Origin of the sequence: Streptomyces macrosporus, assembly GCF_039533145.1 — a bacterium.
GTDB lineage: Bacteria > Actinomycetota > Actinomycetes > Streptomycetales > Streptomycetaceae > Streptomyces > Streptomyces macrosporus.
Window position 1 is genome coordinate 140,443 of the sequence record NZ_BAAASZ010000006.1, and the last position, 18,303, is coordinate 158,745.

17 protein-coding genes are annotated in these 18,303 nt (G+C 72.3%); 4 read left to right on the forward strand and 13 right to left on the reverse strand.

Annotation, left to right across the window (positions count from 1 at the left end):
• Positions 1 to 34: 34 nt before the first annotated feature.
• The 6 genes from rlmB to ABD335_RS03630 all read right to left on the reverse strand — a co-directional run bounded on the left by rlmB (position 35) and on the right by ABD335_RS03630 (position 5,469).
• Positions 35 to 991, reverse strand: coding sequence for a 23S rRNA (guanosine(2251)-2'-O)-methyltransferase RlmB (gene rlmB / locus ABD335_RS03605; RefSeq protein WP_344320559.1), 957 nt, complete (start codon positions 989 to 991; stop codon positions 35 to 37).
• A gap of 61 nt (positions 992 to 1,052) precedes the next feature.
• On the reverse strand, positions 1,053 to 2,465 hold the full coding sequence (gene cysS / locus ABD335_RS03610; RefSeq protein ID WP_344320560.1) for a cysteine--tRNA ligase: 1,413 nt from the start codon (positions 2,463 to 2,465) through the stop codon (positions 1,053 to 1,055).
• 80 nt (positions 2,466 to 2,545) lie between these two features.
• The gene (locus ABD335_RS03615; RefSeq protein WP_344320561.1) at positions 2,546 to 2,956 is read right to left on the reverse strand and encodes a PPOX class F420-dependent oxidoreductase; all 411 of its coding nucleotides are present in this window, start codon (positions 2,954 to 2,956) and stop codon (positions 2,546 to 2,548) included.
• Between the two features lie 139 nt (positions 2,957 to 3,095).
• The gene (gene ispF / locus ABD335_RS03620; protein WP_344320712.1) at positions 3,096 to 3,569 is read right to left on the reverse strand and encodes a 2-C-methyl-D-erythritol 2,4-cyclodiphosphate synthase; all 474 of its coding nucleotides are present in this window, start codon (positions 3,567 to 3,569) and stop codon (positions 3,096 to 3,098) included.
• 70 nt (positions 3,570 to 3,639) lie between these two features.
• Positions 3,640 to 4,422 carry a 2-C-methyl-D-erythritol 4-phosphate cytidylyltransferase gene (ispD, locus tag ABD335_RS03625; RefSeq protein ID WP_344320562.1) on the reverse strand — a complete coding sequence of 261 codons (783 nt, stop codon included), beginning with the start codon at positions 4,420 to 4,422 and terminating at the stop codon, positions 3,640 to 3,642.
• A 564-nt stretch (positions 4,423 to 4,986) separates the two neighbouring features.
• On the reverse strand, positions 4,987 to 5,469 hold the full coding sequence (locus tag ABD335_RS03630; RefSeq protein WP_031508181.1) for a CarD family transcriptional regulator: 483 nt from the start codon (positions 5,467 to 5,469) through the stop codon (positions 4,987 to 4,989).
• Positions 5,470 to 6,079: 610 nt separating this feature from the next.
• Here ABD335_RS03630 and ABD335_RS03635 point away from each other — a divergent pair.
• Positions 6,080 to 6,760 carry a DUF461 domain-containing protein gene (locus ABD335_RS03635; protein WP_344320563.1) on the forward strand — a complete coding sequence of 227 codons (681 nt, stop codon included), beginning with the start codon at positions 6,080 to 6,082 and terminating at the stop codon, positions 6,758 to 6,760.
• 140 nt (positions 6,761 to 6,900) lie between these two features.
• Here the strand turns inward: ABD335_RS03635 and phoP are convergent, their stop codons facing one another.
• Together phoP and ABD335_RS03645 are read right to left on the reverse strand one after the other, a co-directional pair.
• A complete protein-coding gene (gene phoP / locus ABD335_RS03640; protein ID WP_344320564.1) occupies positions 6,901 to 7,581 on the reverse strand; it encodes a two-component system response regulator PhoP in 681 nt (226 codons plus the stop codon).
• Complete coding sequence (locus ABD335_RS03645) at positions 7,578 to 9,020, reverse strand: sensor histidine kinase (RefSeq protein WP_344320565.1); 1,443 nt, start codon at positions 9,018 to 9,020, stop codon at positions 7,578 to 7,580. Before ABD335_RS03645 ends, phoP begins: the two co-directional genes overlap by 4 nt.
• A gap of 242 nt (positions 9,021 to 9,262) precedes the next feature.
• On the opposite strand from ABD335_RS03645, the gene phoU reads away from it, so the two are divergent.
• Entirely contained in the window at positions 9,263 to 9,964 is a 702-nt protein-coding gene (gene phoU / locus ABD335_RS03650; protein WP_344320566.1) for a phosphate signaling complex protein PhoU, read from the forward strand.
• Positions 9,965 to 10,111: 147 nt separating this feature from the next.
• On the forward strand, positions 10,112 to 10,261 hold the full coding sequence (locus tag ABD335_RS03655; RefSeq protein ID WP_344320567.1) for a hypothetical protein: 150 nt from the start codon (positions 10,112 to 10,114) through the stop codon (positions 10,259 to 10,261).
• 76 nt (positions 10,262 to 10,337) lie between these two features.
• Here ABD335_RS03655 and ABD335_RS03660 read toward each other — a convergent pair whose 3' ends face one another.
• The 5 genes from ABD335_RS03660 to ABD335_RS03680 form a co-directional block, all read right to left on the reverse strand.
• On the reverse strand, positions 10,338 to 11,621 hold the full coding sequence (locus ABD335_RS03660; protein WP_344320568.1) for an ABC transporter substrate-binding protein: 1,284 nt from the start codon (positions 11,619 to 11,621) through the stop codon (positions 10,338 to 10,340).
• An 808-nt stretch (positions 11,622 to 12,429) separates the two neighbouring features.
• A complete protein-coding gene (locus tag ABD335_RS03665; protein ID WP_344320569.1) occupies positions 12,430 to 12,726 on the reverse strand; it encodes a GYD domain-containing protein in 297 nt (98 codons plus the stop codon).
• A 352-nt stretch (positions 12,727 to 13,078) separates the two neighbouring features.
• Positions 13,079 to 13,765, reverse strand: coding sequence for a glycoside hydrolase family 11 protein (locus ABD335_RS03670; protein WP_344320570.1), 687 nt, complete (start codon positions 13,763 to 13,765; stop codon positions 13,079 to 13,081).
• Positions 13,766 to 14,503: 738 nt separating this feature from the next.
• Positions 14,504 to 15,373 carry an alpha/beta hydrolase gene (locus ABD335_RS03675; protein ID WP_344320572.1) on the reverse strand — a complete coding sequence of 290 codons (870 nt, stop codon included), beginning with the start codon at positions 15,371 to 15,373 and terminating at the stop codon, positions 14,504 to 14,506.
• Positions 15,374 to 15,945: 572 nt separating this feature from the next.
• The gene (locus tag ABD335_RS03680; protein WP_344320573.1) at positions 15,946 to 16,704 is read right to left on the reverse strand and encodes a phosphoglyceromutase; all 759 of its coding nucleotides are present in this window, start codon (positions 16,702 to 16,704) and stop codon (positions 15,946 to 15,948) included.
• 279 nt (positions 16,705 to 16,983) lie between these two features.
• Here ABD335_RS03680 and ABD335_RS03685 point away from each other — a divergent pair, with 279 nt between their 5' ends.
• Entirely contained in the window at positions 16,984 to 18,270 is a 1,287-nt protein-coding gene (locus ABD335_RS03685; RefSeq protein WP_344320574.1) for an MDR family MFS transporter, read from the forward strand.
• Positions 18,271 to 18,303: the final 33 nt, after the last annotated feature.

The following is an 18,303-nucleotide window of genomic DNA, read 5'->3' on the forward strand; positions in this document are numbered from 1 at the left end:
GGAGGTCCCGGCGGCCCGCTGTGGAGGCGGGGAGCTACGGACGGCGCCGGCGGGCGGCCTCGTAGAGGGCCACGCTCGCGGCGACACCCGCGTTGAGGGACTCCGCGCCGCCCGGCATCGGGATGCGCACCCGCAGGTCGCAGGTCTCGCCGACCAGGCGGGACAGGCCCTTGCCCTCGCTGCCGACCACGATCACCAGCGGACCGTCCAGGGCGGCCACGTCCTGGAGTTCGACCTCGCCGTCGGCCGCCAGGCCGACCACGAACAGCCCCTCCTTCTGGTACGCCTCCAGCGTGCGGGTGAGGTTGGTCGCCCGCGCGACCGGGGTGCGGGCGGCGGTGCCCGCCGACGTCTTCCAGGCGCCCGCGGTCATGCCGGCCGCGCGGCGCTCGGGGACGACCACGCCGTGGCCGCCGAAGGCGGCGACCGAGCGGACCACCGCGCCCAGGTTGCGCGGGTCGGTGACGCCGTCGAGCGCGACGATCAGCGGGTCCTCGCCCTCGTCGTAGGCGGCGGCGGACAGGTCCTCGGGGTGCGCGTACTCGTAGGGCGGGATCTGGAGGACCAGGCCCTGGTGGTTGAGCCCGTTCGTCATCCGGTCCAACTCGGGGCGCGGGGCCTCCATCAGGTGGATGCCGCCGCGGTCGGCGGCGAGTCGGAGGGCCTCGCGGACGCGCTCGTCGTTGTCGATGAACTGCTGGACGTACAGCGTGTTCGCCGGTACGCCCTCGCGCAGCGCCTCGACCACCGGGTTGCGGCCGACGACCAGTTCCGCGCTGCTCTTCCCGCCGCCGCGCCGGGCGGCGGGGCGGCGGGCGGCCTGCCGGGCCTTGGCGTTGGCCAGGCGGTTCTTCACGTGGCCCTTGCGCATCTCGGCGGGCGGCGTCGGGCCCTTGCCCTCCAGGCCGCGGCGCCGCTTGCCGCCACTGCCGACCTGCGCGCCCTTCTTGCTGGACGTGCGGCGGTTACGGCGCTGGCTGTTCCCGGCCATCGGGATCACTCATCTCTTCTTGCTGCTCGGTGGGGTGGACGTGTGGGGGTTCGGGGAGGGCTCAGCGGGCGTCCCGCGAGCCCAGCTCCCAGCGGGGCCCGGCGGGGGTGTCCTCGATGACCAGGCCCGCCCGCTGGAGTCGGTCTCGGATGGCGTCGGCGGTGGCGTAGTCCTTGCGGGCCCGCGCCGCCTGGCGCTGCTCCAGCACCAGGCCGACCAGGGCGTCCACGACGTCGTTCAGCTCCTCGCCGCGCCCGTTGCCGCCGCCGTCCGTCCAGTGTGCGTCGAGGGGGTCGAGACCGAGCACGCCCAGCATCGCCCGTACGTCGGCCAGCGCGGCGGCCACCGCGTCCTTGTCGCCCTCGGCCAGCGCGGCGTTGCCCTGCCGGACGGTGGTGTGGACGACGGCGAGCGCCTGCGGGACGCCGAAGTCGTCGTCCATCGCCGTCGCGAACTCCTCCGGCACCTCGGCCGCCGGCTCCACCGACCCGGCCCGCTCCACGGCGCGCTGGACGAAGCCCTCGATCCGGCCGAAGGCGGCCTCGGCCTCGCGCAGGGCCTCCTCGCTGTACTCGATCATCGACCGGTAGTGCGGGGTGCCCAGGTAGTAGCGCAGCACGATGGGCCGCCAGTGCTTGACCATCTCGGAGACGAGCACCGAGTTGCCCAGCGACTTGGACATCTTCTCGCCGCTCATCGTCACCCAGGCGTTGTGCACCCAGTAGCGGGCGAACTCGTCGCCGTACGCCTTGGACTGCGCGATCTCGTTCTCGTGGTGCGGGAAGACCAGGTCGATGCCGCCGCCGTGGATGTCGAACGCCGCGCCCAGGTACTTGTGGGCCATCGCCGAGCACTCCAGGTGCCAGCCGGGACGGCCGCGGCCCCAGGGCGTCTCCCAGCTCGGCTCGCCGGGCTTGGCGGCCTTCCACAGCGCGAAGTCGCGGGGGTCGCGCTTGCCGGTCTCGCCCTCGCCGGAGGGCTGGCGCAGGTCGTCCAGGTCCTGGTTGGACAGCTGGAGGTAGCCGGGGAAGGAGCGCACGTCGAAGTAGACGTTGCCGTCGGCGGCGTAGGCGTGGCCCCGGTCGATGAGCGCGCGCATCATCTCGACCATCTCGGGGACGTGGCCGGTGGCGCGCGGTTCGTAGGTGGGCGGCAGGCAGCCGAGCGCGGTGTAGGCGTCGCCGAAGGCGCGCTCGTTGGCGTAGCCGATCGCCCACCAGGGTCGGTCCTGTTCGGCCGACTTGGCGATGATCTTGTCGTCGATGTCCGTGACGTTGCGGACGAACGTCACGTCGTAGCCGCGGTACGCGAACCAGCGGCGCATGATGTCGAAGTTCAGCCCCGACCGGATGTGGCCGATGTGCGGGGGCGCCTGCACGGTGGCACCGCACAGGTAGATCGAGACACAGCCCGGTGTCAGCGGGGTGAAGTCACGGATCTGCCGGGCGCTGGTGTCGTACAGGCGAAGAGTCACGGGCCCAAGGGTAGTCGGAAACGCGACCGGCCCCGTGCCGATCGGGCGACACGGGGCGTGGTGGTGTGGCGGGCCGCCGGTCAGGAGCCGAGCGTGCCGACGACCCGCTCGGGGGTGACGCGGACGACGACGCGCTGGGCGTCCTGCGCCGACGCGGGGTTGAACTGCGCGTAGGTCCTGCCGCTGTACTTCACCGACAGCTCGTCGATCAGTTCCGGGCCGCCCTCGGTCGTCATGGTGGCGGTGCCGCGGATCTCGGCGTAGGAGTACGGCTCGTCGGGGTCGACGACGACGACCGAGACGCGCGGGTCGCGTTCGAGGTTCTTCGCCTTGCGCCGGTCCACGGTGGTGGAGATCAGCACGTCGTCGCCGTCGCGCTTGACCCACACCGGCGAGGCCTGCGGGCGGCCGTCGGGCTGGACGGTGACCACGGTGACGAAGACGGGGCGGTCGAGGAGTCGCTTGAGCTTGTCCGACAGGGTCGCTGCCACGGGGTTTCCCTCCTCCGGGCTGCTCCCGGGGTTCCTCCGGGAGGGTCGACGGTCGTGCGCGGGCGCCTTCCGCACCGTAACCGACCTCTCGCCCTCCGCGTCCGAAGCGGACACCCGGCGGGTCGCGGGCGCGACCCGCTCAGTCCCGGCGGAAGACCAGCGCCGTCGCCACCGCGGCCAGGCCCTCGGCCCGGCCGGTCAGGCCCAGCCCGTCGGTGGTGGTGCCGGAGACGGAGACGGGTGCGCCGACCGCGGCCGAGAGCGCCTTCCGCGCCTCCTCGCGCCGCTTGCCGATCTTGGGCCGTACGCCGATGACCTGGATCGCCACGTTGCCGATCTCGAACCCCTCCGCCCGGACGATCCGGGCGGCCTCGGCGAGGAGGGTGACGCCCGAGGCGCCGGCCCACTCGGGGCGGTCGGTGCCGAAGTGGGCGCCGAGGTCGCCCAGGCCGGCCGCGGAGAACAGGGCGTCGCAGGCGGCGTGCGCGGCGACGTCGCCGTCGGAGTGCCCGGCCAGGCCGTGGGTCTCGCCCTCCCAGAGCAGGCCGGCGCACCACAGCTCGCGCCCCTCCTCGAAGGCGTGCACGTCCGTGCCGATCCCGACCAGCGGCATCGGGGGCGTCCGCGGCGCGGCGGGCGCGGGCTGTTCGGGCTGCACGGGCTGTTCGGGCCGTGCGGACGGGTCAGAAGCCATCGGTGGCCCTCCGGCGGGCGAGCACGGCCTCGGCGAGCACGAGGTCCAGCGGGCGGGTGACCTTGAACGCCTCCTCGTGGCCGGGCACCAGCACCACGGGGACGCCCATGCGCTCGACCAGTCCGGCGTCGTCGGTGGCGTCCGAGCCGTCGCCCGCCGCGCGCTCGTGCGCCGCGACGAGCGTGGCCCGGTCGAAGCCCTGGGGGGTCTGCACGGCGCGGAGCAGGGACCGCTCGGGCGTGGCCACCACCGGTTCGGGCTCCCCGGCGGGCACGTCGGGGGCGATGCGCTTGACCGTGTCGGCGACGGGCAGCGCGGGGACGACGGCGGGGGCGCCGTCCCGCACGGCGGCGGCGACCGCCTCCACCGTCTCCACGGGGACCAGCGGGCGGGCGGCGTCGTGGACGAGGACCACGTCGATGTCGTCGGTCAGCGCGGCCAGGCCCCGGGCCACCGACTCCTGCCGGGTCTCGCCGCCGGGGACGACGACCACCTCGGTGGCGCCGGCGGAGTCGGGCAGGGGGTGCTCGTCGAGGAGGGTGCGGACGGCCGCGGCGCCGTCCGGCGGGGCCACGACAACCACGAGGGAGACCGTCCGGGCGCGGGCCACCGCGCGTACGGCGTGGACGAGCATGGGGGTGCCGCCCAGGGGGCGCAGCGCCTTGGGGGCGCCGCGGCCGAGCCGTACGCCGCGACCGGCGGCGGGGATGACGACGGCGGTACGGCCGCCGGGCACGGGCGGGGACGCCGCGTCCGCCGTTTCGGCGGACATCGATTCATCTGGCATTGACTGCACGTTCAGGTTTGTGTTCTCGGCAGAGGTGGGTATGGCACACAGCGTGCCGGGTGCGACGCGCCGACCGACCCCTTCCGTGACGGCCGGTCGAGCAGCCACCCGGGCCCGGCACCCGAGTACCGAGGGAGCGGTGGCCGGCGGTTCGCCGAGCGGGTCGAACGATCCGACCACCCGTACCGTCCCACCCGGAGGCGGCCCGGATACGCCGCAGCGCCCGGCGACGGACTCGCGTCCTCACTCGGGCACCGCGGCACCGTTCACGTGCACCGTTCACGTGCACCGTTCACGTGCGCTCCACGGTCGCCGGCCGTGTTCCGTCGGCCCTCCGGCGACGTCTCCGTCGCCGTGGAGCGTGCTCACCGTGTGGTTCTCACCGGTCGGGCATGTGCGTCGTGTCGTGCGTCGTCGCGCTCGTTCCGACTGTTCACCGAAGCGGTCGTGTTCACCGGGCGGTTGCGCCGACGAGTGGCGAGGGGCGTCGGACGCCCACCGTCACAGGGCCGGTGCGGACGGCCCGTGCGTCGGTTCGGACGCCGTCGTTCAGGACGCCAGGACCTCGTCGAGCAGCGCCTCCGCCTTGTCCTCGTTGGTGTTCTCCGCGAGGGCGAGTTCGCTCACCAGGATCTGGCGGGCCTTGGCCAGCATCCGCTTCTCGCCCGCGGAGAGTCCGCGCTCGCGCTCCCGGCGCCACAGGTCGCGCACGACCTCGGCCACCTTGATCACGTCACCGGAAGCGAGCTTCTCCAGGTTCGCCTTGTACCGGCGGGACCAGTTGGTCGGCTCCTCGGCGTAAGGCGCGCGGAGCACCTCGAAGACCCGGTCGAGGCCGTCCTGGCCGACCACGTCGCGCACGCCGACGAGCTCCGCGTTTTCCGCCGGTACGCGCACCTCCAGGTCGCCCTGCGCGACCTTCAGAACCAAGTAGGTCTTGTCCACGCCTTTGATCTGGCGAGTTTCGATGGCCTCGATCAGCGCGGCCCCGTGATGGGGATAGACCACGGTGTCGCCAACCTTGAACGTCATGTGACAGGTACCCCTTCCGTGGCTATCCAGGGTAACACGGGAACGCTCTCTTCTGAATGGCGTTTTCGCAGGTCAGGGCATATCTCGGGGCTTGACAACAGCGCCCGGATCGTGCTGAGGGGGGGTAGCGGAAGCGGGAATTCGCAGGTGAGAGGGGTTATGCACGGGGCGCGAATCGCGCGCGTCACCACCCCCGAAGAGGGTGTCCGAAACACCCGTACGTCCGTTTTGCCGGAATCCCCGATCCGGGCGAACGGTCCGGAACGATATTGATCGGCGGCCCGGCGAACGGCCCCTCCGTCGATTTCCGGTGAACCTTCCCGCCTCCTTCCGCGGCGCCTTCCGAGGAATGCGCGTAATCGTTCGTACGGACGTGCAGTTGATATTCCGCCGGTGCCTCCCCAGCCCGCCGTGCCCGCCGTGCCGGCCGCACCGGCGCCCCGCGCCCCGGCGGACCCCGGGACACCGGGCGCCGGCCACCGGCCCCGGGCACCGGTTCGGCCCATGCCGCCGGAGCGCTTGGGGGCGGGTCGGGTGAGGATGCCGTAAAGGGGGTCGGTACGCTGAGCCTCGCCGACAGACCACCCATCCGCTAGGAGTTGCCGCCGCCGTGAGCAGCAGCCTTCGACGCGGCGCCCTCGCCGCCTCCACCCTTGCGCTCTCGATCGCAGCCCTGACCGCCTGCGGTGCCGGGCCCGACGCGCAGAGCCTGAACATCCAGTCCGACAACGCCTCGACCGCCGTTGGCGACATCGAGATCCAGAACGTCAACATCATCACCGCCGAGGACGAGCCCGGCCCCGCGTCCATCTCCGCCCGCATCTTCAACAACGGGACCAAGGACGAGAAGCTGGAGTCCATCACGATCGCCGGCTCCGGCGAGACCGTGGAGCTCAGCCCGGCCGAGGGCCAGGACCTGACCATCCCGGCGGGCGACTCCCTGGCGCTCGGCGGCGAGGGCAACGCCTCCGCGCTGATCCCCGACACCGAGCGGGCGGGCATCTCGGACGGCAACGCCCAGCCGATCGTCTTCGAGCTCAGCTCGACCGGCCGGGTGGAGATGCGCGTGACCGTGGTCCCGGAGACCCACGCCTGGGAGGGCTACGGCCCCAGCGGCACCCCGACGCAGGAGGCCCGGAACCCGGAGGCGGACGCCTCCGAGTCCGCCTCGCCCGACGCGAGCGCCTCCGCCACGGAGAACGCCGAGCCCGACGCGACCGTCTCGCCCGACGCGACCGAGGCGCCCGAGGGCGGCACGGAGACCACCGCGCCCGCGACCGAGGACCACTGACCTCCGCCGCACCGGCACCGCACGGACACCACGAGTGGGGCCGCCCCCGACGGGGCGGCCCCACTCGTGTCACTCCCCTGCCGCCGCGCGCGTCCCGAAGGCACCGGGGGTGCCCGGGGCGCCGGACGCGGCGGGCTCCGTCACGGCTCGAACTTGTAGCCCAGGCCCCGCACCGTCACCAGATAGCGCGGCGCGCTCGGGTCCGGCTCGATCTTGGCGCGCAATCTCTTGACGTGCACGTCCAGCGTCTTGGTGTCGCCGACGTAGTCCGCGCCCCAGACGCGGTCTATCAGCTGCATGCGGGTCAGCACCCGGCCGGCGTTGCGCAGCAACATCTCCAGCAGGTCGAACTCCTTCAGCGGCAGGTCGACCTTGTTGCCCCCGACCGTCACCACGTGCCGGTCCACGTCCATCCGCACCGGTCCGGCCTCCAGCGCCGCCGGGGCGGTCTCCTCGGGCTCGCCGCGCCGGCGCAGCACGGCCCGGATGCGGGCCACCAGCTCGCGGGAGGAGAACGGCTTGGTCACGTAGTCGTCGGCCCCTATCTCCAGGCCGACCACCTTGTCGATCTCGCTGTCCTTCGCGGTCACCATGATGACCGGGACGTTGGAGCGTCCGCGGAGCTGACGGCACACCTCCGTGCCGGGCAGCCCCGGCAGCATCAGGTCGAGCAGCACCAGATCGGCGCCGTTGCGCTCGAACTCCTCCAGGCCGTCCGGGCCCGTGGAGGCGACGGCCACCTCGAAACCTTCCTTGCGCAGCATGTACGACAGTGCGTCGCTGAACGATTCCTCGTCCTCGACGACGAGCACTCGGGTCACGGGAGGACCTCCGGGGCTGGAGCTGAATGGTGATCGTTGGAGTCGTGGGGGGTTGTGGGGGCTCGTGGGGCGGTCCCGTACGGGTGTGCGGCACCGCGGTCCGTGCCGTGCGTACGGTCCCCGTCGTCCGCGTCGCGGTCCGTGGCGTCCGGGTGGACGGCGTCCGGGTGGTGGGCGTCGGCGCGCTCGGCACCGTCTCCGTCGTCAGTGTCGCCGAAGTCCGCCGGTTCGCGCAGCGCGCCGGCGGTCCGCTGCCGCTCGCGGCGCCGGGCCTCCTCGCGCTCCCGCGCGCTGCCGGCCTCCGGCAGGCGCAGGGTGAACGTGGAGCCCTGGCCCTCCGCGCTCCACACGGTGACCTCCCCGCCGTGCGAGGCCGCCACGTGCTTGACGATGGACAGGCCCAGGCCGGTGCCGCCGGTGGCCCGGGAGCGGGCCGGGTCGACGCGGTAGAAGCGTTCGAAGATCCGTTCCTTGTCCTTGTCGGAGATCCCGATGCCCTGGTCGGTCACCGCGATCTCGATCATGTCCCCGCCCGGGGCCGCCACCCGGCGTCCCGAGATGCCCACCCGGGTGCGGGACGGGGAGTAGTTCACGGCGTTCTCGACGAGGTTGCCCAGTGCCGCCGCGAGCTGGCCGCGGTTGCCCCACACGTGCAGACCGGCGGTGCCGCCCGTGGCGATGGTGATCTGCTTGGCGCTCGCCTGCTGGCGGCAGCGGTCGATGGCCTCGGCCACCAGCTCGTCCACCCGGACGGGCTCGGAGTCCTCCAGCGGGTTGTCGTTCTGCACCCGCGAGAGGTCGATCAGCTCCTGGACGAGGTTGGTCAGCCGCGTCGCCTCCTTCTGCATCCGGCCGGCGAAGCGCTGCACCGCCTCCGGGTCGTCGGCGGCGTCCAGCACCGCCTCCGACAGCAGCGAGAGCGCGCCGACCGGGGTCTTCAGCTCGTGGCTGACGTTCGCCACGAAGTCGCGACGCACCGCCTCGATGCGCCGCGCCTCGGTCATGTCCTCCACCAGCAGCAGGACCAGCCGGGAGCCCAGGGGCGCCACCCGCGCGGAGACGGCGAGGACGTCCCCGCGGCCGGTGCCGCGCCGCGGGAGCTCCAGGTCGGCCTGGCGGATCTCGCCGTCGCGGCGGGTGTCGCGGGCCATCTGGAGCATCGGCTCCACGGCGAGCTTCCCGCCGCGCACCAGCCCAAGGGCGTACGCGGCCGAGCTGGCCTTGACCACGGCGTCGGACTCGTCCAGCACGACGGCGGACGACCGGAGCACGGACAGCACGGTGTCCACGCCGGGCGGGAGCACGGCCTCGGTGTGGAGGGAGCTGCGCGTGGGACGGGCCTGCTCGCGCTCGCTCCAGCGGAACGCGAGCATCGCGATCACTCCGGTGCACACCCCGGCGATCGCTGCCGCTGCGGCGACCGCCGCGTTCACGTCCATGCGTCCAGGTTAAGCAGGCTCCGGAAGCCGGCCGTAGCTGTTCGGGGAGCTACTCGAACACTCGTCTCCGAGAGTTCACGTCGGTGTCGGCACCGGTTCACTTGGGCGGGCGGAACCGGACGCGTTTCGGCCGGAACGTGGGAGCGTAGGGGAAGGACGGGGACCCTTGGGCACTCATCGGGTCCTCGGAAACCCCACGGGGCCGAGCCCCGACGATCACGTCATGCGAGGGAAGGACAGTCATGCGGGACGCGTACCACGAGGAGCTGGACTCGATCGGCGACGGCCTGGTCGAGATGGCCCGGCTCGTCGGCTCCGCGATCGGCCGCGCCACGACGGCGATGCTGGACGCGGACCTCAATCTCGCCGAGAGCGTGATCGCCGCGGACGAGAAGGTGGACGACCTCCAGCGGAACCTGGAGACCAAGGCCATAACCCTGCTGGCCCGCCAGCAGCCGGTCGCCACCGACCTGCGGATCGTCGTCACCTCCCTGCGGATGAGCGCCGACCTCGAACGCTCCGGCGACCTGGCGCAGCACGTCGCCAAGGTGGCCCGGCTGCGCTACCCCGAGTCGGCGGTGCCGCGGGACCTCCAGGCCACCATCCTGGAGATGGGGCAGCTCGCGCAGCGCCTGATGGCCAAGGCGCGCGAGGTCATCATCACCAAGGACGTCGACCTGGCGCTCCAGTTGGAGCAGGACGACGACGCGATGGACCTCCTCCACCGCACCCTCTTCCAGCACCTGATGGACGACCGCTGGAAGCACGGCATCGAGACGGCCGTGGACGTCACCCTGCTGGGCCGCTACTACGAGCGCTTCGCCGACCACGCGGTCTCGGTCGCCCGCCGCGTCGTCTACCTGGTCACCGGCGACTACGCGGACGAGGTGGACCCGGCGGCCGGCGTGGCCGCCGCGGAGGGCGCCCGGGCCGAGAACGCCTGACGCCCCGGCTCCGGTGGACGCGCCCCCGCGAGGTCGGGGGCGCGGGCCGTGCCTCCGCGCGCCGTTGACGCGCTCGGTCGGAGAGACCGTCAATGGGTTGCGGAGGAGCACCGGCGACAACCGGTGGAACCGGCTGAGGAGGTACTCATGACGGACTTCCCGACCTCGCCCACGACGGCCGAGCGGGCGGACGAACGGCCCTCGCTGCCCATACTCGGGGCCTGCGGCTGCGGCTCGGGGTGCTCGTGCGGCTGCCAGTCCGGCAGCGGCTGCCAGTGCGGCGGCAACTGCGGCTGACCCGCCGGCACGGAGGCAAGGCGCTCGACGGGGCCCGACCGGGTGGTACCGGTCGGGCCCCGTCCGCCGCGCGGTGTCACTCCTCCCGCGCGGCCTCTTCCTCCTCCGCCGCGCGCTGGAGCGTGCCGAGCACACCGGCGGGATCGCCGTCGGCCAGTACCGCCTGGCCGATGTGCTCGCCGATCTCCCGGCGGACCGTCACCCAGGAGGCCTTGTGCGCCGGCTGGAACACGGCGGCCCCCAGCCGGTCCAGGAAGGGCCACATCCGCTCGTGCCGCTTGTCGGTGCGCATCCGGTCGGTGCCGGAGAGCGTGACCGGCAGCATGTGGTAGCGGTCGGCGAACGCGTAGTGGCTCTTCACCGCGTAGACGTAACCGAGGAACGCCTTGATCGCCTCCTGGTTGCCCTCCCTGCGGAACGCCACCATCCAGTGGGTGGCCCCCGCGGTGGTCTCGGCGAGCCCGCCGTTGCCGGGCAGCGGCGCCATCCCGTAGTCGAGCTTCTTCCGCTCGGCCTGCCGCATCAGCGACAGGCCGCCGTTGAGCATGCCCACCTGCCCCCGCGTGAACAGGTCGAAGAGCGCCTGCCGCTCGGTGGTGGCCGGGTTGGCCGTGGTGAGGCCGCGGCCGACGAGCTCCTTCCGGAGCCACTCCATGGTCTCGATGTTCTCCGGTGAGTCGAGGGCGTAGAGCCCCTCGTCCCCGGTGTAGCGACCGCCGTTGGCGACCAGCCACGTCATGGCCTCGACGTGGGCCTCCTCGGGGCCGAGCGGCAGCCCGCAGGGGATGTTGACCCCGGCGCCCTTGAGCGCGAGCGCGGCCCGCTTCAGCTCCTCCCACGTCCGCGGCGGCTTGTCCGGGTCCAGGCCGGCGGCGGCGAAGAGGTCGCGGTTGTAGTAGAGGAGTTGGAGGTCGGCGGCGAACGGCAGCGCGTACTGCACGCGGCGCACCTCGCCGGCCGCGGCGAGTTCGGGGACGAAGTCGGCCTGCACGGGGATGGAGAGCAGCTCGTCGGCCCGGTAGAGCAGGTCGGGCGCGTGGTGCGCGCGGTCGGAGAGCTGCGCCAGGTCGGGGGGCGTGCCCTTGGCGACCAGGTCGGCCACCTTCTCCTCGGCCTTCCCCGGGGCGTGGACGGAGACCTTCACCTTGACGCCCGGATTCCCCTGCTCGAAGCCGGCCACCAGATCGTCCCAGTACGTCTGCGTGAGGTCGTTCCCTTCGAGGTCGCCGTAGTCGGTGGCGACCACCGTCAGGGTGACGTTCCCGGTCCCGGCCGTCTCGCCCTTGCCGCACCCGGTCACCGTCCATGCGAGAGAACCGGCCACCCCCGAAGCCAGACCGAGGAACCTTCTTCGTCGCATCGCGCCACTCCTGTCGATCAACCGGTACTGCCCCCGCGTGGGCGTTCGCGGAGCGCCCGCCGGGAACGGACCGGAGACCAGGGCGTGACGTTCCGGAGAGAGGCCACCACAGGGTGGCTGAAACGTAACGTTGCGTCGACGCCCCGACTCCCCTCGTGCGCCGACCGATACGCAACCGAGTCCGATGTCCGGATACCGGGCGGACCGGGCTCCCCGGGCCGATCCACCCCGGCCGGCTGCCGCGCGGGCGGAACCGACCGGGCCGCGCGCCGTGCCGTGGGCGCGCGAGGTGCCGAGCACGGAACCCGGCGGGGCGGGACTCCCCCGCCGCCCTGGAGACCCGCCTCGCGACGGAACGGGATCACGGAAGAACGGACGAAAATATTGGCTTGGGGGCTTTCATCCCTGTATCAGAGTGTTAATCTGAAATTGGGCCTACGGGACGAGCGAGGGAGTTCGACCGGAGTAGCCGACTCGGGCGGAAAGCTTCGGCTTCCGCTGGGGCCGACGTCGACGGTCGGGCTGAGAGGCTCGAAGGTCGAAGGACCGGAGAGCGACCCCCATAACCTGATCCGGACAATGCCGGCGCAGGGAGCCCGTCTCGTAGGTCATTCACGTGCCGCGGTCACGTGTGGGCCGCGGCGTCGCGCGTCACAGGGCGCGAGGGGTTCGTCCGCTCCCGGACTCGGCTCCGCTTCCGGGGCCCGACCGGCCCCCGCCCCCCCCACGGCGCCGCCCGTCCCGCCGGAAGCGCCGGAGAAGGGTGCGCGGCGCTCGACGCCGTCCTCGGCGGCACGAGCGCGTCGCCTCACGAGGTGGTCTTGGCGATGATGCCTTCGATCTCCTCCCGGTCGAAGGCCCGCAGCGTCGTGCTGCGGACGTTGCCCGCCCCGCCGAGTTGCAGCAGCGCCGCGGTGACGGCTTCGTCGTCGGGCGCCTCGACGACGCACACGATGTCGTACGGACCGACGGTCCAGTGGATGTCCACGAGCTTCGCGCCGAACTTCTGCAACGTCGCGATGAAGGTGTCGGTGCGCTTGGTCGTGTCCCTGTAGGCGCGGATTCCTTGATCCGTCCAGTTCAGCAGCGTGATGTAGGTCGGCACGGTTTCTCACCTCCGAGAGGAGAGGGATCACCGCAAACCATCCTAATTCCGTACACAACTGCCCGCACTCGACGCCGGAATGGGCGGCAGGCGGTACGGCACGGCCACCGGACCGCGCGGGCCGCCTCGACAGCGGTGTGGCGCGACGGCCAGGGGCCGCCGCGCCACGGGTGCGGTGTTCCGGGTGTTCGGGGATCGGCTCGCGCCGCGGGGACCGTCGGCACCGGGTCCGGACGCCGTCGGCCCGGATGCCACACCCGACCGTTGCCGTCGGGGGCGGCGCCCACCGGGCCGCCGGATCAGGCGGCGTCGGCGTTCCGGACCGAGACGGCCCTTCCGGGGAGCGGAACGCTCACCCGCTCACCGTTATGTTGGAGCTCCCGCTGCTCTGGTAGCCCTCCGTCGCCATGATCATGTAGTAGCTGAAGTTGCCCAGGTTCATCCCCACCCGGGCCCATGCGTCGAAGTGGTTGCCGGTGGTGATGGTCCCGCCCGTCTTCTTCGACTGCCGGACGCTCCAGAACTGCGGGAAGGTCTTGGTGCCTTCGACGGAGGGGGCGTTGTACCGCATCGTCTGGTAGATGTCGTACGTGCCGCCGTCGCTGGTGACCGTGCCCTTGTACGTTCCCGTGGGCCGGTAGGTGCCCCAGTTGTCGACGATGTAGTACTCCACGAGCGGGTTCGACGTCCACCCGTAGAGACACAGGTAGCCGTTGCCGGACGGGTTGAAGCTGCCCGAGTACCGCACGGTCCTGCGTCCGCCGTTGCTCCAGCCCTTGCCGCAGACGAAGTTCCCGGTGTTGCGCCATGAGGTGCTGTAGTTGCCGCCGGAACCCATGGTCATGGAGACCGTTCCGGGAGCGTCGGTCCAGAACGAGTAGTAGAAGCCGTTGTGGTTGCCGGTCTGGTTCGAGGTGACCGTCTGGGCGTGAGCGGTGCCGGGCAGCAACAGCCCGGCGGACGCGCCCAGCGCCACGGCGCCGGCACTGCCGACGAAGAGCCGGCGGCTCATCGGGCGGGGGGCGTTGTCCTCGTGCATGCTTCCTCCTCGTGGGGGTTGGCGGGAAGCCGGGCGCGCGACATGACCCGGTGGGCCTGTCGGCGGCCAGGGTGACGCCGACCGTGCGTCGGCGCCGTGCAACGCGGTGGAACTCGGCCGGTCGTCGTCCGGCCGACGACCGAAGGACCAAGCCGCGCGGGTGGCCCGGCGCGCGGTGGTCCGGATCGACAGGAGTGGGGCTGTCGATGGCGACAGGTTGGCCTGACCCCGTCAGGTTGTCAACAGTTTCCGCAAGGGTTGCGGAAGCTTCTCTTTGACCGGGGATTCACCGGCACAGCATCGTTCCTGTTCATTGACCATGGGCCACCGATCCGATTCGGAATTCACCAAGGGAACCCGTGGCCGGAGGATCAAGATCCGGAATTCCCACTCCGAAATTTTCGGAGATGTTCCGGACCGTTCTGCGCGGGGGTGAGGGGGTGAGGGGGTGGAACATGGTCGCGGCCGGCCCGTCGGGGCGGATGCGGTGGCGTCGGACGGGGACGGGAGCGTGGGCCCGACGGCGGCCCGGCGCACCAGTCGGCATCGCGCACTCGGTGCCGGCCGTCCTGCCCGAGCGGGCCGACGACGGAGCCGCACCCGAGCCAGGAACCGCGGCACCGTCGAGCGGACGATCGACGAGCTCAACCGGTTCGAGCCGTCGCCGCCCGGTACGACGAACGCGGATGCGTCCGCACGGGCACCGTCACCGCCGCCGCACTCCTCGTCCGGTTCCGCTCACGATCGGGCGGACGGGGCCGGGAGCGCGGCGAGTTCGCCCAGGACTCGGGCCGCCGGCGCCGGATCGACCAGCCACTTCAGGTGACTGCCCTCCAGGGTGCGGACGTCGTACGGGTTGTCCGGCGTCAGCTCGTTGCCCTCGCGGATCAGCCGGTCCTGCATGGCGAGCGGCATGCTCGCGTCGCCGGCCAGGCGGACGAAGGTCTTCGGGACGCGGCCCCAGGTCGCGGCCTGCGCCCGGTCGGCGGAGGTGCCGACGTCCAGGTTCTCGTCGGGCTGGAAGGTGTTCAGGAAGGTCAGGAACTCCTCGTCGGTGCCGTCGGCGAGGAAGGCCGCCTTGAGCGCCGCGAGGGCGTCCGGATCAGCGGTGCGGAAGTTGACGCGCAGCAGGCCGAGTTCGGCCGGGTTCCCGACCATCGCCGAACCCAGGGAAGCGGCGTCGACCGTGGCCATCTCCGGCTCGGCGTAGTAGTCGTCGACGTCGAGGGCGACCGGGCACCAGGCCGCGACATAGACGATGCGGTCGATCAGGTCCGGCCGCGCGTTGGCCGCGGCCGTGGCCGTGACGCCGCCGCGGCTGTGGGCGACGAGGATCACGGGGCCGTTCCGCTTGGCCCGTTCCAGAATCCCGATCAGGTGCGCGACGTTGTCGGCGAGCGTGACGCCCTTGATCGAGCCGGGTGCGGTGGCGAGCCCTTCGAGATCCTGCGGCGCCTGGTAGGCGCGGGTGTAGGTCGCCCCGAATCCGTGGCCGGGCAGGTCGACGGCGACCGAACGGTGTCCGAGGAGGCCGAGTTCGGCCTGGAGCGGCGCCAAGGAGAAGGAGTTCGCGAAGGCTCCGTGAACCAGTACGAACGTCGGTTGCATCTCTTCACTCACTTTCCGGCCTCCGCGGCGCCGGCGGCACGCGCGGCGCGGTCCGGCGCCGGTCCGGCGCCGCGAGATGGCTCGCGGCCCGGGAACGGGCCGTCGTCCTGCGGCGCACCGTCCCCGCCGCAGGGACGTCTTCGTGCGGGGCAAGCGCCACGCGGTCGAGCACAGAGCCTCGAGGGCACCGTGCGGACAGGTGTTTGGTCCGGCGGCTCACACTACTCAGCGGAAGATCACCCGCACTACCCTCGCGGGCCCTTCCGCTCGCGTACGTCGCCGCCGGCGCGACAGCCGTCCGATGCGCTCGGCCGACTCCGACGGCGACACCGAGCGAAGCAAGTCCCTCCCCGACCGGACGAAGCGGGCGGCCGGCGCCCGGCCGGTCCGGGTGGGGCCGACCCGAACGCCCGGGCGTCGAAGACGTCGCAGCTCCGGCCGCACGTCTTCGCCTCTCGGCTCGCGCCCGCCGGCCCCCTTCCAACCGGCCCACATCCGAACGCGGGTGACACGACACAGAGCCCCCCTGCCGGCGGCAAGGCCGCCGGCAGGGGGCTCGTTCGTGCTTCGGGCTACTTCTTGCCCTGGTTCTTCACGGCCTCGATCGCGGCCTTCGCGGCGTCCGGGTCGAGGTAGGTGCCGCCCGGGTTGATCGGGTGGAAGTCGGCGTCCAGATCGTAGGAGAGCGGGATGCCGGTGGGGATGTTGAGGCCCGAGATCTCCTCGTCGGAGATCTTGTCGAGGTGCTTGACCAGCGCGCGGAGGCTGTTGCCGTGCGCGGCGATCAGGACCGTGCGGCCGGTCAGCAGGTCCGGGACGATGCTGTCGTACCAGTACGGCAGCATGCGGGCGACCACGTCCTTGAGGCACTCGGTGCGCGGGCGCAGCTCGCTGGGGATCATCGCGTAGCGCGGGTCGTCGCTCTGCGACCACTCGGCGCCGTCCTCCAGCTCCGGCGGCGGGACGTCGTAGGAGCGGCGCCACTGCATGAACTGCTCCTCGCCGAACTCCTCGCGGATCTGCGCCTTGTTCTTGCCCTGGAGCGCGCCGTAGTGGCGCTCGTTGAGGCGCCAGGAGCGGCGGACGGGGATCCAGAGGCGGTCGGCGGTCTCCAGCGCGATCTGCGCGGTGCGGATGGCGCGCTTCTGGACGGAGGTGTGGACGACGTCCGGGAGCAGGCCGGCGTCCTTCAGCAGCTCACCGCCGCGGGCCGCCTCCTTCTCCCCCTTCTCGGTCAGGTTGACGTCCACCCAGCCGGTGAACAGGTTCTTCGCGTTCCACTCGCTCTCGCCGTGGCGGAGGAGGATCAGCTTGTACGGTGCGTCGGCCATGGGCCCGAGCCTAATCGAACGGGCGGGGGCCGGTGGGTCCGGCCGGCCGGCGAGACGGTCCGGCGGGCCGCGGGGGGCGACGTGGTCGATTGACGGTGGGCGTCAATTCGGTGGCGGAGCCGGGAAGGTGCTATGTAATGTGCGGAGTGCGGTTGCGCCACTTACATATGGAGGTGTGCCGCTCTCCGTGAAGCACCACCTCAGCTACGTACCGCCGGGAGGCGCGCCGTGTCCGACACCGGGTCCATCGCAGGGTCCGTCGCCCGATCCGTCAGGGGGGTGAGACGGGCGGCGGTCGAGAGCGTCTCGGGACTGCCCCGGACGTTCTGGTGGCTGTGGACGAGCACCCTGGTCAACCGGCTGGGCTCCTTCGTCGCCACCTTCCTGGCGATGTACCTGACCGTGGAGCGCGGCTACTCGGCGACGTACGCCGGACTCGTCGCCGCGCTGCACGGGCTGGGCGGGGTGGTCTCCTCCGTCGGCGCGGGGGTGCTGACCGACCGGCTCGGCCGCCGCCCCACGCTGATGCTGGCGCAGGTCGGCACCGCGGCCTCCGTCGCCCTGCTGGGCTTCGTGGAGCATCCGGTGGCCATCGCGGCGGTCGCCTTCGCCGTCGGCATGACGAGCAACGGCTCCCGTCCGGCGGTGCAGGCGATGATCGCGGACATCGTGCGGCCCGAGGACCGCGTGCGGGCCTACTCGCTCAACTACTGGGCCATCAACCTGGGCTTCGCCGTCTCGGCCTCCGCGGCCGGGCTCATCGCCGAGCACGGCTATCTGCTGCTCTTCCTGGGCGAGGCGGCGATGACGCTGGTGTGCGCGGTGCTGGTCTTCGTCCGGCTGCCGGAGTCGCGGCCGGAGCGGACCGAGGAGTCCGCGGCGGAGGACGAGGAGCGGGTCTCGATGGGGACCGTGCTGCGGGACGGGCCCTTCATGGCCATGGTCGCCCTGAGCTTCCTGATCTCCACCGTCTTCATGCAGGCGTACGTCGCCCTGCCCGTGGACATGGCCGGCAAGGGCCTGAGCAGCTCCGACTACGGGCTGGCCATCGCGGTGAACGGCGTGCTGATCGTCGCCCTCCAGATCCCGGTCACCCGCTTCATCGAGCACCGCGACCCGGGCCGGCTGCTGGTGGTCTCCTCGCTGCTGGCGGGGGGCGGGTTCGGGCTGACGGCCTTCGCCGGGTCGGTGGGGGCGTACGCGCTGACCATCTGCGTCTGGACGCTGGGCGAGATGGTCAACGCCCCGACCCAGACGGGGCTGGTGGCACGGCTGGCCCCGGCCCACGGGCGCGGGCGGTACCAGGGGATGTACACGCTGTCCTGGTCGGTGGCGGCGCTGGTGGCGCCGCTGGCGGGCGGCGCGGTGCTCGACCACTGGGGCTCGGGCACGCTGTGGGGGCTCACGGCGGCGGTCGGCGCGGTGACGGCGGCGGGCTACGCGCTGCTGCTGCGGACCGCGGCGCGGAAGGACGCCGGCGGGAACGCGGGCGACGGGGACACCGGCGGCGGGGAGGCGGCGGTGGGACCGGAGAGCGTGAAGTCCCCCGCGCCGGTGGAGGGTTGACCGCTCCACCGGCGCGGGGCGCCGGGTGCGGGC

Coding starts and splice junctions, on each gene's coding strand:
- ABD335_RS03670 (WP_344320570.1), bottom strand. CDS start 13,765: ATGCACGAGGACAACGCCCCCCGCCCGATGAGCCGCCGGCTCTTCGTC.
- ABD335_RS03645 (WP_344320565.1), bottom strand. CDS start 9,020: ATGGACGTGAACGCGGCGGTCGCCGCAGCGGCAGCGATCGCCGGGGTG.
- rlmB (WP_344320559.1), bottom strand. CDS start 991: ATGGCCGGGAACAGCCAGCGCCGTAACCGCCGCACGTCCAGCAAGAAG.
- ABD335_RS03680 (WP_344320573.1), bottom strand. CDS start 16,704: ATGGCCGACGCACCGTACAAGCTGATCCTCCTCCGCCACGGCGAGAGC.
- ABD335_RS03675 (WP_344320572.1), bottom strand. CDS start 15,373: ATGCAACCGACGTTCGTACTGGTTCACGGAGCCTTCGCGAACTCCTTC.
- ABD335_RS03630 (WP_031508181.1), bottom strand. CDS start 5,469: ATGACGTTCAAGGTTGGCGACACCGTGGTCTATCCCCATCACGGGGCC.
- phoU (WP_344320566.1), top strand. CDS start 9,263: ATGCGGGACGCGTACCACGAGGAGCTGGACTCGATCGGCGACGGCCTG.
- ABD335_RS03660 (WP_344320568.1), bottom strand. CDS start 11,621: ATGCGACGAAGAAGGTTCCTCGGTCTGGCTTCGGGGGTGGCCGGTTCT.
- ABD335_RS03655 (WP_344320567.1), top strand. CDS start 10,112: ATGACGGACTTCCCGACCTCGCCCACGACGGCCGAGCGGGCGGACGAA.
- ispF (WP_344320712.1), bottom strand. CDS start 3,569: ATGCCGCTGGTCGGGATCGGCACGGACGTGCACGCCTTCGAGGAGGGG.
- ispD (WP_344320562.1), bottom strand. CDS start 4,422: ATGTCCGCCGAAACGGCGGACGCGGCGTCCCCGCCCGTGCCCGGCGGC.